The 22850-nt window shown below is 61.6% G+C and carries 15 protein-coding genes and 3 pseudogenes; 3 read left to right on the top strand and 15 right to left on the bottom strand.

Annotated features, from left to right (window positions below):
• Positions 1-133: 133 nt before the first annotated feature.
• The 3 genes and pseudogenes from V9L18_RS17960 to V9L18_RS22100 all read right to left on the bottom strand — a co-directional run bounded on the left by V9L18_RS17960 (position 134) and on the right by V9L18_RS22100 (position 4490).
• Complete coding sequence (locus tag V9L18_RS17960; RefSeq protein WP_337348521.1) at positions 134-1780, bottom strand: sigma-54-dependent Fis family transcriptional regulator; 1647 nt, start codon at positions 1778-1780, stop codon at positions 134-136.
• A gap of 219 nt (positions 1781-1999) precedes the next feature.
• Complete coding sequence (locus V9L18_RS17965) at positions 2000-3529, bottom strand: aldehyde dehydrogenase family protein (RefSeq protein WP_337348522.1); 1530 nt, start codon at positions 3527-3529, stop codon at positions 2000-2002.
• Between the two features lie 106 nt (positions 3530-3635).
• Positions 3636-4490: pseudogene (locus V9L18_RS22100) on the bottom strand (SDR family NAD(P)-dependent oxidoreductase).
• Positions 4491-4549: 59 nt separating this feature from the next.
• On the opposite strand from V9L18_RS22100, the gene V9L18_RS17985 reads away from it, so the two are divergent.
• Both V9L18_RS17985 and V9L18_RS17990 read left to right on the top strand, forming a co-directional pair.
• Positions 4550-5299, top strand: coding sequence for a glucose 1-dehydrogenase (locus V9L18_RS17985; protein ID WP_131134664.1), 750 nt, complete (start codon positions 4550-4552; stop codon positions 5297-5299).
• 330 nt (positions 5300-5629) lie between these two features.
• Entirely contained in the window at positions 5630-7168 is a 1539-nt protein-coding gene (locus tag V9L18_RS17990) for a flavin-containing monooxygenase (RefSeq protein WP_337348536.1), read from the top strand.
• A gap of 71 nt (positions 7169-7239) precedes the next feature.
• On the opposite strand, the gene V9L18_RS17995 is transcribed toward V9L18_RS17990, so the two are convergent.
• The 10 genes from V9L18_RS17995 to V9L18_RS18040 all read right to left on the bottom strand — a co-directional run bounded on the left by V9L18_RS17995 (position 7240) and on the right by V9L18_RS18040 (position 21359).
• Positions 7240-8595 (bottom strand): aldehyde dehydrogenase family protein, encoded by a 1356-nt coding sequence (locus V9L18_RS17995; protein WP_337348525.1) that lies wholly within the window; start codon positions 8593-8595, stop codon positions 7240-7242.
• Positions 8596-8686: 91 nt separating this feature from the next.
• Positions 8687-10636, bottom strand: coding sequence for a 3D-(3,5/4)-trihydroxycyclohexane-1,2-dione acylhydrolase (decyclizing) (gene iolD, locus V9L18_RS18000; RefSeq protein WP_337348526.1), 1950 nt, complete (start codon positions 10634-10636; stop codon positions 8687-8689).
• A gap of 183 nt (positions 10637-10819) precedes the next feature.
• The gene (locus V9L18_RS18005; protein WP_337348527.1) at positions 10820-11953 is read right to left on the bottom strand and encodes a Gfo/Idh/MocA family protein; all 1134 of its coding nucleotides are present in this window, start codon (positions 11951-11953) and stop codon (positions 10820-10822) included.
• 83 nt (positions 11954-12036) lie between these two features.
• Entirely contained in the window at positions 12037-13797 is a 1761-nt protein-coding gene (locus tag V9L18_RS18010) for a hydantoinase B/oxoprolinase family protein (RefSeq protein WP_337348528.1), read from the bottom strand.
• A gap of 2 nt (positions 13798-13799) precedes the next feature.
• Positions 13800-15890 (bottom strand): hydantoinase/oxoprolinase family protein, encoded by a 2091-nt coding sequence (locus V9L18_RS18015; protein WP_131134658.1) that lies wholly within the window; start codon positions 15888-15890, stop codon positions 13800-13802.
• Positions 15891-15921: 31 nt separating this feature from the next.
• Entirely contained in the window at positions 15922-16821 is a 900-nt protein-coding gene (locus V9L18_RS18020; RefSeq protein WP_337348529.1) for a fumarylacetoacetate hydrolase family protein, read from the bottom strand.
• A 5-nt stretch (positions 16822-16826) separates the two neighbouring features.
• Positions 16827-18119: an aspartate aminotransferase family protein gene (locus V9L18_RS18025; protein WP_337348530.1), complete on the bottom strand. Its 1293-nt coding sequence runs from the start codon at positions 18117-18119 to the stop codon at positions 16827-16829.
• Between the two features lie 19 nt (positions 18120-18138).
• On the bottom strand, positions 18139-19086 hold the full coding sequence (locus tag V9L18_RS18030) for a C-terminal binding protein (RefSeq protein ID WP_337348531.1): 948 nt from the start codon (positions 19084-19086) through the stop codon (positions 18139-18141).
• 217 nt (positions 19087-19303) lie between these two features.
• Positions 19304-21106 carry a sigma-54-dependent Fis family transcriptional regulator gene (locus V9L18_RS18035; protein ID WP_337348532.1) on the bottom strand — a complete coding sequence of 601 codons (1803 nt, stop codon included), beginning with the start codon at positions 21104-21106 and terminating at the stop codon, positions 19304-19306.
• Positions 21107-21140: 34 nt separating this feature from the next.
• Positions 21141-21359 (bottom strand): hypothetical protein, encoded by a 219-nt coding sequence (locus tag V9L18_RS18040; protein WP_337348533.1) that lies wholly within the window; start codon positions 21357-21359, stop codon positions 21141-21143.
• Positions 21360-21543: 184 nt separating this feature from the next.
• Between V9L18_RS18040 and V9L18_RS18045 the strand changes: the two genes are divergently transcribed.
• Positions 21544-22197, top strand: a complete 654-nt coding sequence (locus tag V9L18_RS18045; protein WP_337348534.1) for a TetR/AcrR family transcriptional regulator — start codon at positions 21544-21546, stop codon at positions 22195-22197.
• Positions 22198-22270: 73 nt separating this feature from the next.
• On the opposite strand, the pseudogene V9L18_RS18050 reads toward V9L18_RS18045, so the two are convergent.
• A pseudogene (locus V9L18_RS18050) lies at positions 22271-22489 on the bottom strand (tryptophan synthase subunit alpha); the annotation flags it as partial.
• A 34-nt stretch (positions 22490-22523) separates the two neighbouring features.
• Positions 22524-22850 (bottom strand): annotated as a pseudogene (locus V9L18_RS18055) (tryptophan synthase subunit beta); the annotation flags it as partial.

A 22850-nucleotide genomic window follows, 5' to 3' on the forward strand; every position in this document is an offset into this window, starting at 1 on the left:
TTGGCCATACTGCTGGTCACCTGACGAGGTTTCCTCAGGTGATCCCAGTCAGTTTCTTGATTTTGATTCTGGAAGGGCGCAGGAACTGTACCAGGCTGATGCACTTCCAGGCGGGCAACAGTCGCTCTGCCCCTCAGCCCAGCGCCAGATCGAAGCCCATGGCTTCATAAGCTTCAATTTTCCGGTAGAGGGTCGATCTCCCGATTCCCAGGAGGGTTGCGGCCCGAACGCGGTTGCCGGATGCCTCGGCAAGTGCTGCCCTGATCTGTTGCAATTCCGCCTCTTCCAACCGGGAGAGGCGGGTTGTGCCAAGTCTGCGCAATTGCACGGCGTTAAGGTCGGACAGGTGCAACTCCCCGCTAAGGGACTGCGACGCCGCCGATTCCACGAGCTCGCGAAGCTGGCTGACGTTGCCTGGCCAGTCAGCTACAACCAGGGCATCGCGCAGCTTTGGCGACATCCGCACTTCCCGTCCGAGTGCGTTCCGGAGTAGGTGCGACGCCAATACAACAACATCCTCCCGCCTTTCCCTTAGGGGCGGCATGACCACCTCGATTCCCCTGAGGGCCGAGAGAACAGGCAATAGATCATCACTGACAATCCCTGCAGTCAAAATGAGTTGGGGCTGTTCCAGGACCTGCAGCAGGGAGGCAAGGTCATCCCGCAATAGTGGCCCGCACTTATCGACCCGGTGGAGGATCACTGCCGCTCCTCGTTCCAAGGCTGTATCGACGTCTTCAATAGTGAACTGGCCAGCCGAGCGCTGACTGAAGTCGAACACATGGGTATCGGCGGACAGACGCTTGGCCATCGCTTCCGCCAGGGTCCGTTTACCACTTCCCTGCTCACCGATAATGTAGGCCGGCATTCGACGGCTTACGGAAGCACCTGCAGCGTCCAAGGACCTCCGGAGCGCCCGGCTGGTACCGACGATGCCGTCGAACTGTGTGCTGGATTCTCCTGTCGCCGAACCCACAGGCAATCCCTTTGGAACAGACGGGACTTGGACCCGCATGACAGATGCTCCCCCGGCACCGAGTTCGCGGAGACCCATCGGGCGGATGTGGAGCTGGACCTCCCTGCCGGTGCTCACATTTATACGATGCTGCGAGGTACCGTCCCGTTGCTCAGCCTCCCTTGCCAGGGCCCCAAGTACGGCAAAATCACTTGGGTCCAGCATGCGAAGAGCGCTTCGGCTGGCAATCGTGGTGCGTTCGTCCATCGCCACCACAGCGTCTGCACCGCGTTTCCGGATCTCGGTCAGATACTCGGACATGAGAGCCTGCTCCCGGGCTGCCAACCTTTCGGCCAATCTACGTGTGATGTCGGCGGCTGCGCCGTGAACAGTCAGCAGGACCGACCCTGGATGAGTGGTCCGGGCTAACTTCTCGGGCAACATCAAGCCCAGGACGCCGCGGACGGATCTCCGGAGGGGGTCACGAATCGGAACAGATGTGCAGTAACTGTTTTGGAGTGCTTCATTGAAGTGCTCGGCTCCCCAGACCTGCACAGCCTCGCCCTCTTCCAGTACCGTACCGTCAGAATTGGTTCCAATCAGGTCCTCAGCCATTCGCGTGCCCAAGCTAGGGAACAACAGTTCGGCTTTCCGCCGCTCGGAAGCATCGCCGCGGAAGACCGCGAGTGTGCCCTCCGCGTCGGTGAGTACAACTAAGCCCCCGGCATCGGTGCACAGGCGTTCGAGTTCGGTCAGCACGGGCTCCGCAGCTGCCAGCAACTGCTCATCAACCTGGGGAACTGTGGTGTGCAGAAACGGTGACACAGCCGTGACATTGCACGCAAGGCTACGTTGCCAGGACCGTGCGATGACTGGTCGCAGGATGCTCAGGTCCGTCACCTCGGGCTCGGCTAGGAATCGTTCTCTGAGCGACTGGATCTCTGAGTTCGGCCGTGCGCCCACATGCAAGGGAAAAGCCTCGGACATCCTCGAAACATCATGGAAAGTCATGTCTGTGCCTGCTTTCTGCATTCAGGGCGGGGGTCAGTGCTGCAGCAGGTGTTCCAGATGGCCCGGCAGTTTTCGCGCCTGCTGCCGCCCAAACAGCTGAAAATACCACTTTCCCAGCGTTTGTTTACCCGTTGTACCGCTCGCCTTCCACCCGCCAAAAGTCTGCGGTCCTGGCCACCAGCCAGTGGTGGCATGCCCCGGGACGTTCACGTCGACACAGCCGGCCTCTATGCGATCAAGGAACTCCCTGGCCTCGTCCATGTCCCCTGTATAAATTCCCGCGGTTAATCCCATATCCGTGTCATTGGCTGCTGTGAGGGCCGCTTCAAAATTGGGTACCTTGCTGATGGTCAGAAACGGCAGGAAGTGCTCCACCGTCGCCAACTCATGAGTCGCCGGCACGCCGGACACTACGGTGGCCGGTGCGAAGTAACCGCCTTCATCGGCCTTCCCGGTTTCGACTTGAAAGCCTCCCCTTCGGGCCGAGGAAACGAGTGAGGCGTAGCGTTCCATGGCATCCGCAGAAACAACAGGTCCTGCGAAGACGTCCCCATCGATGGGGTCACCGGCCTTCAATGCCCTAACCCGTTCCTCTACTAGTTCGACCAAGTGGTCATGGGCCGCCGGTGTCGCCAACACCCGGGAAAGTGCACTGCATTTCTGCCCGCTGAGGTCGAAGGCTGAAAAGACAATGCCTTCGGCGGCCTGCTCAAGGTTGGCCGTGTCGGTGACAATAACGGGGTTCTTGCCTCCCATTTCGGCGATAACTGGCCGTGGGTAGGGTCCGGCAGCGAAGTCGCGCAGGATCGATTTACCGACGGACACGGATCCGGTGAAGCACACGCCGTCAATTTCGGACGACACCAAGGCGCGGCCCGGACCGTCGCCTCCATGGACCACATTAACAAGACCCTCCGGCAGCTTCATTGCCTGACAGAGTTCATAAACGGCTTGCCCGGACCACGGCCCATCGTGCGAAGTTTTGACCACCACCCCATTGCCCGCAATCAATGCAGCGATCGCCGGTCCTGCAGCTTGGACGATTGGGTAGTTGAACGGAGTGATGACGCCAAATACACCATATGGTCTGAGCACTGAATCGTTTGACAGGCCAGCTGGGTCGTCTGTCCGTTCATCCTCGAAAGCGCCGGGCGCCGACGCATACTCGGTGTATTGACGGACAATTTCGAGCACCTCTGCTCCCTCAGCGTGAGCACCTGCATAAGGCTTGCCGATTTCGAGTGCAACACGAACGGCCCAATCGTCAAGACGTTCCTCGATGAACGGGATTGCCCGGCGTACCCGCTCGATGCGCTCGGCGTGCGGAACGCGAGACCATTCGCGTTGTGCGTTTCGACTTGCCCGGACGGCTAGCTCCACCAGGTATGCGGGAGCGTCGTGACAGGCGCTGACTACGAGGCTGGGGTTGCTGGGATCCTCCCGTTCCATGAGCTGGCCTTCAAAATACTCCTGGCCTGCGATGACGTGGGGAACTGTAATATACGGTGCACGTCGTCGTTCAGTCATCCGGGCACCGAAGGCCTGCTGCGCGTTGGTGGTCATCGCCAAGAAACTCCCTATTGGATCGGTTATTCCCCACCTCCGCGGTGGGTTCTGTCGAGACTACGCAGCAGCGCCAACAGCTACTGTCCCAAGGTGGGACATCTGGTCACATGGCCGTGTAGCCCGCGTCTACAACAACGGCGGAACCGGTCATCTTGCGTGATTCATCCGAAACCAGGAAGACGGCGACGTCTGCCACCTCCTCCGGGTCGATCAACCCGAGCGGCTGGTAGGCACGCTGGGCTTGCTCGTCATTGAGGAATCCATCATCAAAGAAGTCCACCACCATGGGGGTGCGCACTCCGCCAGGGCAAAGACAATTGGCCCTGATGTTGTCCTTGGCGTATTCCACAGCGACTGACTTGGTAATCATCAGGACACCAGCTTTGGACGCCGCGTAGGCCGCAATATCCGATTCAGCCACCATGGAGTTCACCGACCCCCAGTTGACGATCGATCCCCCCGCCAGCCCGTTGCAGAGCAGGGATAACGTATTTGCAGCCGTAGAACACACCCTTCAGGTTGATGTCAATGATCCGGTCGAGCATTTCGTCTGTGGTCTCAAGCACCGACGCGGCCTTCAGGTAGCCGGCGCAGTTAAGCAGCGCATGTACTGCCCCGAATGTCACCTCTGCCGCCGCTACAAGCCTCTCCACCTCGGCGGGCTGCTCATGTCGCAGCGATGCGTCGCAATGCGCTCGTGCTCCTTAGCGAGCCGCTCCAGTCCTGCTTCATCAATATCGGCTGCCATGACGCTGGCCCCGTGCTCTATCAGTGCTCGCACAGTTGCCAGGCCCTGTCCCGATGCTGCACCTGTAACAATTGCCGTCTTGCCTTCGAGCCGCATGCCCACAGTCGATCCCCTTTGATTCAGCGCGGACGAGTGCCGCGCTGAATCCAATGCTGGCTTGGATCGATTGACCAAAAATGTATCTTTCTGACACAAATCCGGCCCCAACATGCCCGTAGCGTCTTCCAGAGCGTGATACACACTTCACGCAGATCACTAAGGAGACAATCATGGGCCGCGTACAAGGCAAGGTAACCATCATCACCGGTGGAGCCAGAGGGCAGGGTGAGTCGCACGCCCGTCTCTTCGCCCAGGAGGGCGCGTCCGTGCTTGTCACCGACACTCTGGATGAGAGCGGCGAGGCTGTCGCCCTGGAGTTGCGGGAGTCTGGCCACGATGTCCAGTACATGCACTTGAACGTTACCTCCGAAGGTGATTGGAAGTCCGTCATCGCGGCAGCTGAACAACGCTGGGGACGAGTCGACATCCTGATCAACAATGCCGGGATCGTAGGCACCATGAAGTCCGTCGAAGACGAGGGGCTTGAGGGTTGGTCCAAGACCACCGCGATCAATCAACAAGGTGTGTTCCTGGGCCTCAAGCACGGCGTTCCGGCAATCGAGCGCAGCGGCGGCGGCGCAGTCGTCAATACGTGTTCCATCAACGGCACCGTCGGCAACCCAGGCAGCTTCTCCTATCAGGCTTCGAAAGGAGCCGTGAAGATGATGACGCGTGCCGCCGCCATGGAGTATGCCAACCGTGGTGTCCGGATCAATTCTGTTTCACCAGGGTTGGTAATGACAGCAATGGCTGCCGAAGAGGGCGAAGAATCAAACCGCGAATTCAGCAATGCCACGCCGATGAGACGAGCGGCCCAGCCCATGGAAGTGAGTTACGGGGTGCTCTATCTGGCCAGTGATGAAGCCAGTTACGTCACTGGTGCCGACCTCCTTATTGACGGTGGCTACACCGCCCAGTAGGGCGGCGTAGTCGGCCAACTTGAGCCCGAAAGATAAACGCAAATGACATACGCAAAGGATGCACTGCAGATGACCAATGTAGCTGTACAACCTGCAGCCAAGGATTCCGGTTCGATCAACGCGCCAGAAAGTATTGTGCGTGAGTGGGTCGAACGGCTGGACACAACAATGACGTCGCTGGACCCCCTTGCCGCTGCTGATCTGTTCAGGCCGGATGGCACCTTCCGCGATCTCCTGGCTTTGTCATGGGACTTCCGAAATGCCATTGGCCGTGAGGAAATCGCACGTCTTCTGGCGGCGCCGGACTCAAAGCCAACTACGTCCATTGGAATGCGCCCGGATGGCGCGCCCATCGTTGCAGAGGATGGGACGTCAGCTTCCATATCTTCCTTCCTTCAATTCCGAAACTGTGCGGGGGGAGGGTTCGGGCAGGTGCGCCTTGTCCAAGAGGAAAACGGATCCTGGCTCGCGGCAAGCTTGGTCCTCGCGCTCGATACCCTGGACAGTCACCCCGAGCGTCACCAGGGCGCCCGGCCCAGCGGAAAGACCCACGGACCGGTTCGTGACCGCGTCGGCTGGAAGGAAGGACTAGACCCCGAGTTCAAACAGCGGGAGCCGGAGGTTCTCATCCTCGGTGCAGGACACAACGGGCTCATGCTGGCGGCCCGTCTCAGAGCGCTTGGCATTCCCGCCCTGGTGCTGGAGCGCAACCAGCGGGTCGGCGACAACTGGCGCAAGCGCTACAGTTCGCTGGCACTCCACACCCCGCTTGCTTCCGATCATTTGCCGTACCTTCCGTTCCCTTCCACGTGGCCAAGCTTCACTCCAAAGGACAAGCTTGGAGACTTCCTCGAAAGTTATGCAACCCTCCTCGATCTGGCGGTGTGGACCGGGGCCAGCGCAGACACCGTGGAGTTCGATGACGCTTCACGGCGGTGGGTTGTCAACGTCGGGCGGCTGGACGGAAGCAGCCGGAAGGTTAGCCCCAGGCATCTCATCTTCGCCACGGGAATGAACGCTGCGCCAAACATCCCCGAGCTTCCGGGTCGGCAGGACTATCGCGGAACAGTGATGCACGCGGCCGACTATCAGGGTCACGCGCGTTGGCGGGGAAAGCGGGCAGTGGTTGTCGGGTCAGGCGTCAGTGGCCACGACATTGCGCAGGACCTGGCGGAGCATGGTGTCGACGTCACCATGATTCAACGGTCCGGAACTTTCGTCATGAACACCTCGACATTCCACAAAGTGATGCACGCCAACCACGTCAGCGGTAAGTACAGTACGGAAGAAGCTGATCTCCTAAACGCTGCTACTCCCTTCGGAGCACTTCCAGCGCACGGCCCAAAGCATGTGGAGATGGTCAAGTCCATGGATCGGGAGCTTTTGGACGGCCTTGTCGAAGCAGGGTTCGAGCTGAGCGACGGTCCGAATGGGCAGGGCGTTCTTGGATTGATCTTTGGCCAAAACGGAACCGGCTATTACTACAACGCGGGCGCATCTGAATTGATCATCGACGGAACCATTAAACTTCGCCACGGCACCGTTGAGGGTCTCTCCGCAGGCGGGGTGAACTTGGACGGCGGACGGTTCTTGGAAGCTGACCTCGTAGTGTTCGCTACCGGTTACCTAGGTGCCCCGGCGGTGGTACGCGAAGTGCTCGGTGACGACATCGCTGATCGGGCAGGTGAATTCTCCAAGGTAGGTCCGGATCGTGAATATGGTCGCCTTTGGCGTCGTACCGGCGTCGACCAGCTATGGTTCATGGTCTCGCTTGGCATCGGCGACGGCAGGTTTTACTCGAAACTGCTTGCGCTGCAACTTGCGGCCATAGAAGCCGGCAGCATGCCGCTTCAACAGCCGAACGGCTGAGAAAACTGGGTTCAGCTCGAAGAGGAGGCCGGATCGCGATGATCCGGCCTCCTCGTGCGTGCACCAGTCCCTTATTTGGCGAAGCGGAACAACTTCTTGTTAGCGAACTCCAACATGCCTACTTTGCCCAGTTCGCGGCCGTACCCGGACTTCTTGACACCACCGAACGGAACATCGGCTCCGCTGAGGTCGTAGGCGCCAATGAAGACCATTCCGACGTCGAGCTGGTTGCCGACGCGCTCAGCGCGCTCAAGGTCTTCGCAGATCACCACAGAACCTAGACCGTAGGGCGATGAGTTCGCGAGCTTGATCGCTTCCTCGTCGCTGCTGACCTTGTACAGCTGGGCCACCGGGCCGAAGAGCTCTTCGCTGTAAACGTCCATAGAGGGAGTGATGTTGGTGATAACCGTCGGGGTGAAGACGTTGCCCTGGGGCTGGTTGTTGCCCACCAGGATTTCGGCACCCTGATCGAGCGCTCCCTGGACCTGTCCCTTGAGGAATTGGGTGGCTGAATCTGAAGAGAGCGGCCCGAAATCACCTTTCTCATAGGATTGCCCGGCGATGGCAGCTTTGAACTTCTCCGAGAATTCATCGAAGTACTTATCCAGCACCACAATCCTCTTGGAGCCATTGCAGGACTGGCCGGTGTTTCCCATCCGGCCCATGACGGCTTTCCTAACGGCCTGATCCACGTCAGCAGTGTCCAGCACGATGAACACGTCGGCGCCGCCGAGCTCCAGCACGCACTTCTTCAGGGCACGCCCAGCCTGCTCAGCCACGATCGCGCCCACCTGCTCCGAACCTGTGAGTGAGACGCCCTGCGTGCGGTCGTCGGCGATGATGTCCGAGATCTGCTTGTGAGTGGCAAAGAGGTTGACGTATGCGCCCTCCGGAAAGCCTGCATCGCGGAAGAGCTCCTCCAGAGCAAGTGCCGATTCCGGGCACTGGCTCGCGTGACGGACAATCACGGTGTTACCCAGGATGATGTTGGGGATCGCGAAGCGGGCCACCTGATAGTAAGGGTAGTTCCACGGCATGATGCCGAGGATCACGCCCAGGCCTTGGTACCGGAAGAAGCTCCGCAAGCCGTCGGCAACCTCAAGATGTTCATCCGCGAGCCATTCCTCCGCGTGCTCGGCGAAGGCTGCGGCGATGGCGCCAGAGAACTCGGCCTCCCCGGCTGCCTGCTGCAGGGGCTTGCCCATCTCGCGGTTGATGATGGCGGCAAGCTTGTCCTTGCGCTCCACAAACAACTCGGCCAGGCGCTTGGCGAAAGCTGCCCGCTCAGCCACGCTGGTGGTGCGTGACCACTCCTGGTAAGTCGTCTGCGCTGCGCTTAGGCCTGCCTCGACCTCTGCGTCGGTGGCCGCCGGGTACTGCGCGTGGGTGGTTCCCGTGGCCGGATCTATAACGGCAAATGCGCTCATGGTGGATACTCCTTTGTCAGAAAATTCGAAACGGGGTTTGCCCCCTAAAAGGCCGGGCGGGACCGTAGCTTAACGGTCCCGCCCGGTGCGCTTAGCGAGCGTCAGATGCGGTGGTTGCTGCGTAGAAGCGCTGGCGGGCACGGCCCTCCAAGTGCTTCGCAGTACCCTCCTGGCTGCCCGGGCGCTGTGAGGTCATGGGAACTCCAACATCCCAAAAAGCGCCGTTGCCCGACAGGTAGCGCCAAGGCTCCACACGGGCCACGATCACTGCGGGGCCGTCCGCTTCCCTGGCCTCCGTGAGCGCCGCCTGGAACTCCTCAATTGTGGAGGTGGACCAGGCTGCACAGCCCATGCTGGCAGCGTTGGCCGCAATGTCGAAGTCCAGAATTGCTCCGTCGAGGCGACCGGACTCCTTGCTGCGTTCCCGGTACTGGGTACCAAACTCGCGGCCAGGGCCGCCCTTCGACACCTGGAGCGGCCAAATGCACTGGTGCCCGCGGTTGTCGATCACGATGGTGATGATCTTCTTCCGTTCCTGTACCGCCGTGACCAGCTCGGTAGGCTGCATGAAGTAGGTGCCGTCACCGATCAGCACGTACACCTCGCCTGGTGCGTCCCCGCGGGCGATCCGGTAGCCGAGGCCTGCCGGGATTTCATGGCCCATGCAGGAGTTGGCGTACTCGAAGTGGATCTCGGTGCCGTTGGACGGATCCCAGGCCTTGTGGATGCCTTCAACCACACCGCCAGAGCCCAGGATCAGGGCGTCCTGGCTGGTTGTCGTGCGGTTCAGCACATCGATCACCTGGGCCTGGCTCATGTTCTCCCCGGGGAATGCCTGAAGGTCGTGCTTGCGTACCTCGAAGGTGGCCTTCCGGGCGTCCGCGATGTCGCTGCGGAAGTCATCGGTCGTGCCATAGTGAACGGCTGCGAGGCGTTCCCGCAGCGCGGCAAGTGACAGTTTGGCATCGCCAATGACGGGGAATGAGCCCATTTTGTGGGCATCGAATGAGCCAACGTTGAGGTTCACGAACTTCACGTTGGGGTTCTGGAACAGTGAGTGTGAGGCAGTGATGAAGTCCTGGAGGCGTGAGCCTACGGTGATGACAACATCCGCGCCGTCGGCGATCTCGTTGGCCCCCACCGTGCCGGTCACGCCGAGGGCGCCCAGATTGAGTTCACTGATGGGGCCGCTTCCCTTGCCCGCGTAGGTCTCGGCCACCGGGATGCCGAACTCGGCGCTGAAGCGTGCCAGCTCCTCCTGTGCCTTCGCGTAACGGACGCCACCACCTGCGATCAGCAGGGGGCGCTCGGCGTTCGCAATGATTTCGGCAGCATCACGATACTCGTCCTCCACAGCCGGGCGACGACGGATGTGCCACACACGCGGTGTGAAGAAGGATTCCGGGAAGTCGAATTCCGCGCCCTGGATGTCCTGGGGCAGGCAAACCACTACGGCGCCGGTTTCCACGGGATCGGTGAGGACCCGCATGGCCTCCGGGAGTGTGGACAGCAGCTGGGCCGGGTGCGTGATCCGGTCGAAGTAGCGGCTGACTGGGCGGAAGCAGTCGTTGGCGGAGACATCCCGTTCTATGGGGTGCTCGATCTGCTGCAGCACAGGATCACCAAAACGGTTGTTGATGATGTCTGCGGGGAACAGAAGCACCGGAAGGCGGTTGGTAGTTGCGGTCGCGGCACCCGAAACCATGTTCGTCGATCCCGGGCCGGCGGAGGCGGTGCAGGCGAGCGTTGCGGCGCGGTTGGAGGCCTTTGCGAAGCCGATGGCCGCGTGGACCATCGATTGCTCGTTCTTGCCCTGGTAGTGCGGGAAGTCCACGCCATACTCGTCTATTCCCTGCGCCAGGCCAACGGAGTTCCCGTGTCCGAAAATTCCGTACATTCCGGCAACCAGGCGCCTCTTTTCACCGTCCATTTCGCTGTATTGGACCTGGAGGTATTCAACGATTGCTTGTGCGACGGTGCGGCGGCGGACGGGCTTGATCTCGACGTCGGTGCCGATATCAGCAGCTGCTGTGCTAGTCATGCGTTCTCCTAAGTTTCGTAGGTGCGTCGGCATCTGCAAACCGATTCGCCTAACATCAGGTTTTCACCGTGGGGAAGCAAAGTTGTGTCCCAGTTTGATACGCGGCTTGCCCACGGGGCACAAAAACAGCAGCCGACGGCGGAACGCAAGTACCGCCGTCGGCTGCTGTTGTCTAACGTCCCTCTAGTCGAAACGGTAGGGCTCCTGTGGTCCCACCGAAGGCAGCGGCCGTGGCCGCTCGCAGGCGCTTTCAATCTCGATGTGACGGCCCTGCTCGGAGGATGATTCAAAGGCGAGGAGGACTTCCAGCACGTGGTAGGCGAAGTCGCCACCGGTGCGCGGCTCGACGCCCTTGCGGATGGCGTAGCCGAATTCGGCCAAGCCGATGCCCCGGTAGGCATCATCACGGTGGGTGATCGGCGTTTCCCGCCAGTCGCCACCTCCCGGAGGAGTCATGTCCAACGCCAGGTCGCCTGGCTCGCCACGGCGTAGCACGGGTGCCCCGGAAAAGTGGTCAGGGTTTGGCGCCGCCAGCGAGCCACCCGTCCCGTAGATCTCCAGGTGCGGCAGGTTGTGGTTCCAGATGTCCCAGCTGACGATCACTGTAGCGGTCGCGCCGGACTCGAAGTCGATGGTGCCGGTGATGTGCGTTGGGGTCTTGATCTGGATAACTTCGCCCTCTTTGCCGGGACGGGGCCGGGTCTCTGATGAACGTGGCGTTGTTGCAGAAACCCGCCTGACCGGGCCGAAGAAATTCACAAGGTTCGTGATCAAGTACGGCCCGATATCAAGCATTGGGCCGGCTCCGGGGCTGTAGAAGGGGTCGACGTTGGGGTGCCAGTGCTCGTAGCCGCGGCAAGCGAAGGACGCGAAAGCAGCCACGGGCTCGCCGATCCACCCGTCATCGATGAGCTTGCGGCTGGTCTGCATGCCGGAACCGAGGAAGGTGGTGGGAGCAGACCCCACTTTCACTCCAGCCTCGCGGGCGGCGTCCAGGATCTGGCGAGCTTCCTCCAGGGACGTGGCAAACGGCTTTTCCGAAAGGACGTGCTTGCCTGCGGCGATGGCTTGGAGGGTCACCGGCGCATGGAGCTTCGGCGGGGTGAGGTTGAGGACCAGCTCTACCTCGTCATCGGCCAGCAGTTCGTCCGGCGTGAGGGCCTTGGGAACCGAATATTCAGCTGCCCGGGCTTTCACGGCCTCCGCGTTAACGTCTGCCAGTGCGACGACGTCGACGTCCGGGTGGACGCCGATCTTGTCCAGGTATTGGTTGAGAACGTTTCCGACGCCGATAATGCCGACTCGAATGGGTTCCATGTGAATCTCCGTCATTAGTTGGTGAAACCTTCCGGGGCGAGGAATATACCCCGCCCCGGAATCAGTTGCTATGGCTGGTACTTCTAGCTGGCCAGACGCTCTTGGCGGGTCTTTGCCGTGGCCGCTTCATCGATTGCGCCGTCGATGATAACGACGCCATATTCGGCAACCGCCGCCGCAAGGGAAACCCGCGACTCGCGGTAGTCGTCGAGGACCGCCAGGACGTCACGTTCCAGCGGGTCACCGTATCCGCCACCGCCCGGGGTGATGGATACTACCTTTTCACCGGACTGCAGGTCGTATCGGCCCACGACGGGAATCTCGCGGCGTTCGCCGGTCCTGAGGTCTTCAACCCACGCCGCTGGCACAGCGCCATCGCGACCGCCGCGAACGCCTCTGGGTGGGTTCAGCTTACCTTCGATGCCGTACGTGATGGTCATGCTTTGAACCCGTGGTTCCATGGTGACGCGCGTTGCGAGTCCGCCTCGCTGCCTGCCGGCTCCGCCGGAGTCAGCAATCAGGGTGCGTTCGTGGACCAGGATGGGGTACCGCTGCTCATCTACCTCAACGCTGTCGTGGTAGAGAAGGGCACCGCAGACGGGCCGCTGGTACGTCGGCCAACCGTCGACGTAAGGGGTGGCCGGGCCACCGACGCCGCCCACCAGAATCTGATTCACGTAGGCGTTGCCGTTTCGCTCGTCGATTCCAGAAATGACCGACTTCGCGGGTGCCTGCCCGGCAGCCCCCTCAGCGGTGCCGTAGCCGTCGTCGATCTGTGAAAACGCGGCCTGGACAAGGTTCACGACGCGGTCTGCCAGATTGGTGGTTCCGGACGAGCAGGAGAAGGGATGTTTAGGGATGCCGACGGCGCAGCCGTCACGCAGCAGCACCTCTATCCTGCGGAAGGTGCCAGCGTTGCTCGGCAGGTTCTCCGGGATACCGGATAGGATGCCTGCCAGCGCCGCGCCTGTCGCCGTCGCCTTCGTGAGGTTCAGGCCGTTGGGAAGGTTGTCCGGGTTGTCCCGCAGGTCGATGGTGATCTTTCCCTGTTTGGGCTTGACCTCGATGGTTGCCTGCAGGGGCACTCCGTCCGGGCCGGTGCCCGGGAAGGGGTCGTGGGCGGTGGTTCCGTGCAGAACGTACTCGGGCAGCGTCTCGATGGCGCTGGCGGTGAGCCGCTCGGAGTAGTCGAACCAGGCGTCAACGAAGTCCACCAGATCATCGACGCCGAACTTTTCGGCGAGTTCGTGAAGGCGGCGCTCGGCGATCCGGGAGGCACCCACCGAGGCGAGGTAGTCGCCGTACCACTGGTCCGGTACGCGGATGCGGGACCGGCACATACGGATGATGTCGTCGATGTCCGTGTAGTCGCGCTGAACACGGACACAGGGGAAGATCAGGGCGCCTTCCTCATAGACGTCGCGGGCCGTGGCGAAGAACGTGGTGGGGAGCGAGTTGCCGCAGTCGGCCTGGTGAGCCTTCGTGACGGCTGTGAAGAGGTGGCGTCCCTGGATGAAGATCGGAACCAGAATCACATGGTCGGCTGCGTGCGAATTCCCCCGGTAGGGGTCGTTGTGCAAGAAGGCATCGCCTTCCCGGATGTCGTCGTGTAGTTCCACCATATCTTCGCCGAGCGGGCCGGCGCCGAAGACATGCACCGGGACACCTTCCGCCGCGGCGAGCAGTTGGTTGTCCGCTGTCAACACGGCGCAGGAGAAATCCCTGGCCGTGTTGATGACGGAGGAACGGGCCGAACGCAGCAGGCCACTGGTCATCTCGCGGACAATGCCGTCGAATGCGTTGGCAAGTACCGAGAGCTTTACGGGATCAAATTCGCGTGTCACGGTTACGCCTCCTTACGGGTGAGGTAGATATTGGATCGTTCGTCGAGCGTGGCGTTCCACTCCGGCGGCACGACGATGGTGGTTGTGGGCTGATCGATGACCGCAGGCCCAACGATCTTGTCCCGGGGTGCCAGCGTGACACCGCGGTACCGCTGGGTGCTGAAACTTTCGCCGCCGAAAACGATGGAGTCTGTGCGGTGGATTTCGGTGGCACGGCTGGCTTCGACCTGGTCCTTCGTGTGTTCTGGCCTCGGGATTTCGACCCGGACACCCCAGGTGATGATCTCCACCCGACTGTCCGAATCGTGGGTTCCGTTGCGGCGGTCGTGCTCTTCGTGGAAGGCCCGCTCAATGATCCCGGCAGCGTCGCCGGCGGTATCGGGGGCAGCGTCCAAGTAGACGCGCAGATCCCATGCCTGGCCTGGGTACCGGGCGTCGACGAAGTAGGTGACGTTGGGTGCGTCTCCTACGCCGTCGAAGCGCTCGACGAAGGCGTCCGCCTTGCCGGTCAGGTCCTCGACTGCACGGGAGGCTGACCTGGCGTCGAAACTGCGCGTGTCGTTGTGCAGCGGCGAGAGGAATTCCGTGGCGATGGGGGCGCGGTGGGCGCCGTAAGCGGCCAGCACGCCGGCCGTCGCGGGAATCAGGATCGTATCGGTTTCGAGGAGGACACCGATCGCGGCCGCGACCATGGCACCTGCGCCACCGCCAGCCACTATCAAGGCGCCCCGGGGGTCCACGCCGTGCTCCAGGGAAGCTTGGCGGATGGCTGTGGCCATGTGGTTGGCAGAGACATCCAGGATGGCCTGTGCGGCCTGTAGGGTATCCATGCTCATGGGGCCGGCGATGCGGGTATCGATGGCGCGGACAGCTGCCTCGCGGTCCAGCGTGAACCCGCCTTCAAAGCCCTCAGCGTCGAGGTAACCAAGCGCAACGCAGGCGTCAGTCACCGTGGGTTCCTCACCACCGCGTCCGTAGGCGGCTGGCCCTGGAGTACTGCGGGCGCTCTGCGGACCCACCCGAAGCAGGCCACCGCCGTCGATCCATGCAATGCTGCCGCCACCGGCGCCAATGCTGGACACGGCCACCGAGGACAGACCGGTCAGGTGTCCCACAAAAGGCTCACCCAGCCAGGCTTCCCGGGTGTGGCGGACAACGCCCTCTTCAACCAGGGAAACGTCGAAAGTGGTGCCGCCCATATCGCAGACCACGACCGTGTCCCGCTCCGGAGCAGCGGCCGCGCCCACAAGCGGCGCCATGGACGGGCCGGAGTTCAGCAACAGTACCGGCCGGTCCAGGACATCCGCGACGTCAAGCACCGCACCTTCGGAGGTGACCACCAGCAGGTCACCGCCAAAACCGTACTCTTGGAGGTCCGAGCGCAGCTTGCCCAGGTGGTCAGCCATCAGCGGCTTCAGGGAGGCGTCGATCGAGGCTGCCGAGGAGCGGCGGTATTCGCGGATAGTTGGGTTGGCCTCGTTGGACAGCGTGTAGGGAACACCTGGCAGGATTTCCTTGATGAGTTCCGCGACGCGCTTCTCGTGGGCATCGTTGATGATCGACCAGAGGAAGGAAACGGCTACCGCCTCGATTCCCTGGTCCTTAAAGGAACCCAGAATCTCACGTACTTGCTCTTCGTCCAGCGGCACCAGGACATCGCCTTCAGCGGAAATGCGCTCTGTGATTTCGAAGGTCAGGTGCCGGGGAATGTAGGGCGGCGGGTAGGCAGCCTTGGAGTCGAAGGCGTCCCGGCGGCCACCCTCACGGAGCAGCAGGGTGTCGGCGAAACCGTCCGTTGTCAACAGGGCAGTCTTGGCCACCTTACCCGTCAGTACTGCGTTGGTGGCGTGCGTGGTGCCGTAGACGATCACGTCAGCGTGACGGAGGACGTCATCTCCGCTCCAGCCAACTGATTCAGCGGCGCGGCGCACGGAGGCTTCGAAGCCGGTGAAGACGCGGTCATAGGTGGTCAATGCTTTGCCAACCGCCATGTCGCCTGTATTCGATCCGACCACCACGTCCGTGAACGTGCCACCCGTATCGACAGCGATGCGGTACCTCGCGTCACCTGGTTGTGTCTGTACTTCACTCATGGGTCTTCTTACTTTCGTAGAGTTGGAGGGGTTATAGCTGGGGCTTGCCGACGCGGTTGCGGAGCAGCCCCACCTTGTCGATCTCAATTTCCACCGTGTCGCCCGGCTGAAGCCAGACGGGAGGATTCCGCTTGGCCCCAATGCCTTGCGGGGTGCCGGTGGCGATGACGTCTCCCGGTTCGAGGGTGAGGAAGCTCGACAGGTAGGAGACGATGCGGGCGATGGAAAAGATCTGGTATCGCGTGTTGGAACGCTGCACTTCGATGCCGTTAACCCGCGTCGCCAGGTCAAGCGTCTGCGGGTCTCCCACTTCATCGAGCGTGACCAGTGCAGGGCCCCAGGGGGTTGAACCGTCAACGGCTTTGCCGGCGAGCCACTGAGTCCCGCGGTATTGGAGATCGCGTGCTGTGACATCGTTCAGCGGAGCCAGACCGGCCACGTAGTTAAGTGCTTCCTCCTCGGAGACCTCGCTCGCCCGGCGGCCAATGACCACGGCAACTTCCCCCTCGAAATCGAGGTTATCGCTGACCCGGGCACCGCCGATTTCGTCCTCCGGACCCACCATGGTGGAGGCGAATTTTGCGAACACGTCAGGATATTCGGGGAAGGCCCGGCCGGTTTCCGCCACGTGGTCCTTGTAATTGAGGCCAATGCAGAGCACCTTGGCCGGATCCGGTACCGGGGTGGTCAACCGAACCTCGGAACGCTCCCCGACGCGGGCCTCTGGGTCCTGCGCAGCGAGAGCGGACAGCTCAGCCGAGATCGATGCAATCCGGTCGCCGTAGAGCTCAAGGAATTCACGAACTGACGTGGTTGAACCATTAACTGCCCCACTCGAAGCCTGCAAGAGAAGCTCGAGGTCGTGGACAGAATCTCCAATCAGGACCCCACCCCGAATACCGGACTCGTGTTCGTACGAGATGATTTGCATATTTCCTATTTCCCGTCTTCCGTGAGGGAAGGTTTCCCGGCAACTGCGAGCACGGCGTCAGCCAGTCGGTCTGCAATATCCGCTGCGACCTTCTCATCCATCGGTGTGGACAAGGAGAGCAGGTTGGCGGGCGAACCGAGCAGTCCCCGTTCGTAGGACGCCCACCAGAGCTGGTGCTGGGTCTGTTCGTCGACCTTTTCTGCGCCGGCGGGAACCGCGCGGAGCAGGGAACCTCGGCCGCGCACTTCCCAGCCGGCGTCGGCGATCCTTAAGTTCACTGCATCACGCGTGGTGTCACCGAGGTGGTTCAGTCTCTTTACTTCCTGCTGGGTGAAGAGGCGCAAGGCAACAGCTCCGGCAGCCATGCTGACCGGATTCCCGGAGAAGGTGCCGCCGTGTGGCAAGCTGCCCGGACGGGTCGGATCCACTTCGGCCATCAGTTCGGCCCGGCCGGCCACAGCGCCGACGGGGAAGCCGCCGCCGATCATCTTGCCCGTGGTGAGCAAGTCGGGGGAAACGCCGTATTCACCACTGAAGCCGTTGAATCCGAGGCGCAGACTGATGACCTCGTCGATGATCAGGACAATCCCGTACCGCGTCGCGAGTTCACGGGCAGCGCGCACAAAATCCTCGGAAATCCTGAGAAGACCTGCCCTGTTGGGCAGCAGATCCAGGATGATTGCGGCGTAGGCGTCCGGTGCGGCTTCAACTTCCTGACGCAGGACATTGACGTCGTTGAGTGGCACCGCGGTGACGTCGTTGATCACACCGCGGGTCACTCCGCGCTGGTAGGCCGGTCCGCCAGGAACCAGGGCCACTTCGGAGGTTCCGTGGTAGCCGCCCTTGGTGACGATGACGCGTTCGCGCCCAGTGCTTGCCCGGGCGATGCGGATTGCCGACATCACGGCTTCGGTGCCGGAATTGGCAAATCGTACTTGGTCAAGATCAGGCAGGCGGGACAGCAGGAGGTCCGCCAGTTCCCACTCATAGAGGTTCGGGATTCCCCAGCTGGCGCCGGCACTGAGTGCCTTCGTCGCGGCCTCGGTGATCTCGGGGTGCGCGTTGCCATGGATCAGCGAGGTGAAGTTGTTGTTTGCATCGATCAGTTCATGGCCGCGGTCATCCCAGACGCGGTAGCCTTCGCCTCGGATGGCATACGGGCTCGGGGCTCCCGTGTAATACGTTGATCGGCCGTAGCCGCCCGGCAGCAAGGGTAAGCCGCGGGGTCCTCTGCGCAGATGTGGATCCTCCGCGGGGTGACGCTCCGCGACTTTTTCCGGGTGGTTTTTTGTTCCCAATTGGTTTTCCTCCAGTCTTTCAGTTCACGAGGTCGATGAGCGGTTGCCCAGTCAGTGCCAGACGGACCCGTTCCACGGCTCCGTCCTGCAGTGCGCCCGTCGAACGGTTGGAACGCCACGCGATGTGGGGGGTCAGGATGGTGTTGGGCGCGGAGCGGAGCGGGTGCCCCTCACGCAGCGGCTCTTCAGCGAAGGTGTCGATGCCGGCACCGGCAATGTGTCCCGAGGTCAGTGCTTCGGCAAGAGCCGCTTCATCGATGAGGCCGCCGCGGGAGACGTTGACCACCACTGCGCCCTGGCGCATCCGTGCCAGGACATCGCCGGAAACCAGGTTTGCCGTGTCTGCGGTCAGCGGCAGGTGCAACGAGACGACATCGGAGTTCTCCAGGATGTCGTCCAGCCCGGTCAGCTCCACGAAGCTATCCGTCACGAACGGATCGTAAGCCCGTACCCGGGCACCCACAGCCTGGTACATCCGTGCCACGTGCTGGCCAATGCGGCCCATTCCCAGAACACCGACCTCGAGCTCGGACAATACCGGCGTGTCATAGCCGATAGTCCCGGCCCAGCCGAGATCCCGGATCGACGCATCACCCGCGGGCAGCCTGCGGGCCAACGCCAGGCCCATAGCGAAAGCGTGCGAAGCCACTTCCTCCGAAGCTGTCCCCGGGACAATGGACACCGGAATACCTGCCTCGGTGGCAGCAGCAACATCGATGTTGTCATAGCCGATTCCGTACCTGATGACTGCCTTGCATCTGGTCATCATCGGGAAGTCCGCGGCGGTAAGTTTCGCGTATGGGGTGATCATCACAATGTCGGCTTCGGGGAGTCCTTCACGGAAGGCTTCGGCATCGGGAGCCGGGCTGAGTGTGTAACCGAACTCCTTAGCGAGCGCGTGCTCGCGGTCCAGGTTCGGAAAGTGATGGGGGGCCACAAGAATGGTTCCCTGGGCATCGCGGGTCATAGTCGTCGTCCTGTTCGTTTTGTAACCCTCTTTATCTGCCAAACACCCCTTGGGAGGGTGCCGGTGTCCGGGTAATTTCAAGTAGAACGCGATATGTGCAGGCTCATCCGTACCAGATCGAGACACCCGCGTGGGACACTGTCCCATGCGCCCTGGGTAGTTCAAGACAAAGCAGCCGACCACACGCGATGGCCAGCTGCTTCAAAAGGGTCTGGAGCTAGAGGTCGAATCCGCGGCTGCGGAAATAGTCCATCCGGCGGTAGAGGGTGGAGCGGCCAATCTGCAAGGTTTCGGCCGCCAGGCTACGGTTGCCCCCGGATTCTTGGAGAGCGGTACGGAGTTCGCTGAGCTCGGCGTCCTCCAGCCGGGACAACCGCCCCTTGGTCAGAACGCGGTTGAACCCCTGCGGCAGATCGTCCACCGTTACTTCGGCGCCGTCGGCCCGTTCAACAGCATTGGACACCACTGCCCGCAGCTGATCGATGTTCCTGGGCCAGTCTGCATGCGTCAGCGTTGTGATGAGCCGCCGGGACAGCCTGCGGTCCCCCATCTCTTCGGCTATTGCGTTCGCGAGCGGCGGGATATCTTCCCTCCTGTTACGCAGGGGCTCAACCGCAATCTCCAGGACATCGAACGCTTCGGAGAGAAGCAGGGTGGCATCCGTGGGCCGCGTGATGGTGAATGCGAGTTTGGTGATGGCATTGCCCCGGAGGTTCCTCGCCAGCTCGGCGGCCTCGTTTTGTGAGAGCTCGTCGGCATGTTCAACGATGAGTGTTGAGGGCATTTCGGTCGATACGCGATGGATGACGTCGCGGAGTTGGGGATTCCTTAGGGCACCACCCCTGGCGTCGACCACCATATGCTCGCCACGCAGTGCTGCAATGGCACCCGCGAGCCGGCGTTTCCCACTGCCCAGCTCGCCGATCACCACTACCGAGCGTTCCTGCTCTAGTGCCTTTCCAGCCAGGTTAAGGGTGCGCTTGAATCCCATGCTGGTCCCGTCCAGATGCTTCATGAGCCGGTCCGCGGTGTCCGGCAGGGACGACTCCGGCTTGTCCGGCACACTGATGAGTTCAGAAATGCGCTCAGTGACAGGTGAGTGCGGACGGACAACCACAATTGCCCCGACGTTGGCCGCAGACAAGGTGACTGGTGAAACTTCCAGAGTGGAAAGGCCTGATCCCTGGAGCGATACCTCGCAGTTCAGTTCCCGGCCGGAGGACATCACCGCTTTGGCGTACCCGGAGATGATGGAGAAGTCGCTGTCCTCCAAGGTGGCAGTTGCCGAAGCGTTGAGGAGGGAGTTCTTGCCATCGAAGGCAATCACGGCACGGTTGCCCCTGCGACGGGAGACCCTCAAGTACTCATTGAGCAGCGCCCGTTCCCTGGATGACGTCCGGACCTCGATGTCGCGTTCAATCCGGGAGGCAACCCCCTCCAGCATCAATAGAGTGGACGACGGCTCCAGCGTGGAGACCCGGTTACCGGGCAGAGTGAGCCCTATGACAGCCCGAATCCTGTTATGGAACGGATCCCGGACTAGGGAAGCAAAGCACCAATTGCCCCGCATGTCCTCGCGGAAGTGCTCCTCCGGTGCGAGCCAGACACCGCGTCCTTCTTCCAGCGCCAGACCTTCACCGTTGCTCCCGCAACTCTCCTCCAGCAGTGAATATCCGGCAGGAAAGCCGTCATCACGCAGGAAGTTCGCTTTGATCAGCACACCGTTGGGCGCTGTCAGGCTAACGTAGCCACCCAGGTCGGCGGCAACCTCATCCAGTTTCTGCAGGTGCGGGCCGGCTGCATGGATTGTGTACTCATCCACGCGGCCCTCGTCAAAGAAACCACGGTCCGCGACAGCATCAACTCCGGCTGCCCGGCTTCGGTACCAGGAGCGCGCCACTATGGGCCGGATTCCGGTGAGATCGGTATGGGGTTGCATCAGGAAGAGTTCGCGCACTCGGTCTGTTTGTCGCAGTGACTCATGCGGCAGCCAAGGGGAAATTACTTCGACAGAGGCCATGGCAGATAGTTCCTTCTGGAGGTGCCCGGTAATTTTAGGAGACGGCAGTACCAGCGCGGCGGGAGGCAATCCATCTGCTTCCCCAGCCTTGGCCCTTGGGGCGGAAGGCCTGCTGCGCGTGCCATTTGGGATTGTGGGCAGCGTCGTCTTCAAGCGCCCTGGCACTGATGTAGGCGGCGACCATGCCCGAAAGCCCACTGCCAAAGACCATGGTGTTTTTTCTGGCTTCCCGGTTCGAATCGTCGGCAGACATGATCCGTTCCTTCCTGCTATGCGCTGATGACGGCGGAGCCAGCAGGTGCTGCTTTGCGCCTCTTTTAGGATAGCTAACTAATGATCGTTAGCCAATAGTTTCCACAAAATTTGATTCCCGTTTCGGTACCGAAGTTGGCTCTGTGCAACCAAGGTGTCGGGCTGGCAACTGCTAGGGTCAAATCATGAGCAGCACGTCCTATAAGGCCGCCCGCGACACCTTCGCCCACCGCTTGGAAGAGTGGGATTGGGCGGGCCAGGGAGCTTCGCGACGACACATACTTGAGGCCTTCCTGCAACTCGCCATCGCCAATGGGTTCAACTCCGTATCCATGCGGACCATCGCCAATGCCGTCAATATCAAGCCGCCGAGCCTCTACTCGCATTTTCCAGGCGGCAGGGACGAAATCGTGGCGGAATCACTGCGCTGGCACTTTCACCGATTCGGCGTGGCACTCCTGGAAGCCGTTGACCAAGCGGAGTCGGCAGAGGAGTTCTGGGTCTGCATGGTCAAGCTGCACTTCACTCGACAGGTGAGGCTCCCGGAAAGCAACTTATGGGACCTGCTGGTTGCCACGGACAGAATGGCCCGCATCCTCCCCAGTGAGCTGCGCGCCCAGGTAGACGATTGGGTAAACCTACATCAGGACATGTACGTGGCCGCTGCCCTGGATATGGGTTATCCGGAGGCTGAGGAGCGAGTCAAAGTTGTGATGACGTTGCTAGAAGGTGCGACCCGATGGGCATCCCCCGAGTGCGACGACGAAGAGTTGGATAAGCTGACCGACCGGGCAGTTCTGCTTTCGCACGCCGTTCTCAAACTGGATTTCCGGCCGTAGCGCAATCGCCATCAACTGGGCAGTGCGACTATTGACTGGTTTATCATTTAGGGCAAATCTGGCCGTGCCCGTAGTTCCAGTAGGTCATGACCAGTACGGCGGCGTCGGTCTGGCTGGTGATGCCGGCAACCACGTCGAAGACCTGGCGGACGGCGAAATAGCGATTTTCGATCAGGTCGGCCCCGTTCCGTGCCAGGGCGATGCCCGCGGCGATGGTGTCCTCAACAGTGGGATAACCGGCGGGCAGGTAGCCGATCAGGGCCGCCCGTCCTTCTGCGCGGGCCTTGGCGATGGCGCACGCTGATTTCTGGTCGACTGCGCGGTACTCACTGTTGTTCCCCTTCCGTGCCGATGGCTGCCTCGGGCGAGTTTTTGTCCAGAAGGTGGAACCATTCGGCGGCCGTAGCCACGTCCTTGTCGCCCCGGCCGGAAAGGTTCACGATCACGATCTTGTCTGCTGCCCCGGCGGCGTCGACCTCAGCGGCGAGCCGCTGGCCCACCTTGATGGCGCCGGCGAGGGCGTGCGAGGACTCAATGGCGGGGATGATGCCCTCGGTACGGCACAGCAGCCGGAACGCCTCCATGGCTTCGCTGTCCGTGATGGGCTCGTAGCTGACGCGTCCGATGTCGGCCAGGTAGGAGTGCTCCGGGCC

Origin of the sequence: Pseudarthrobacter sp. CCNWLW217, from assembly GCF_037203985.1 — a bacterium.
Classification (GTDB): Bacteria; Actinomycetota; Actinomycetes; order Actinomycetales; family Micrococcaceae; genus Arthrobacter.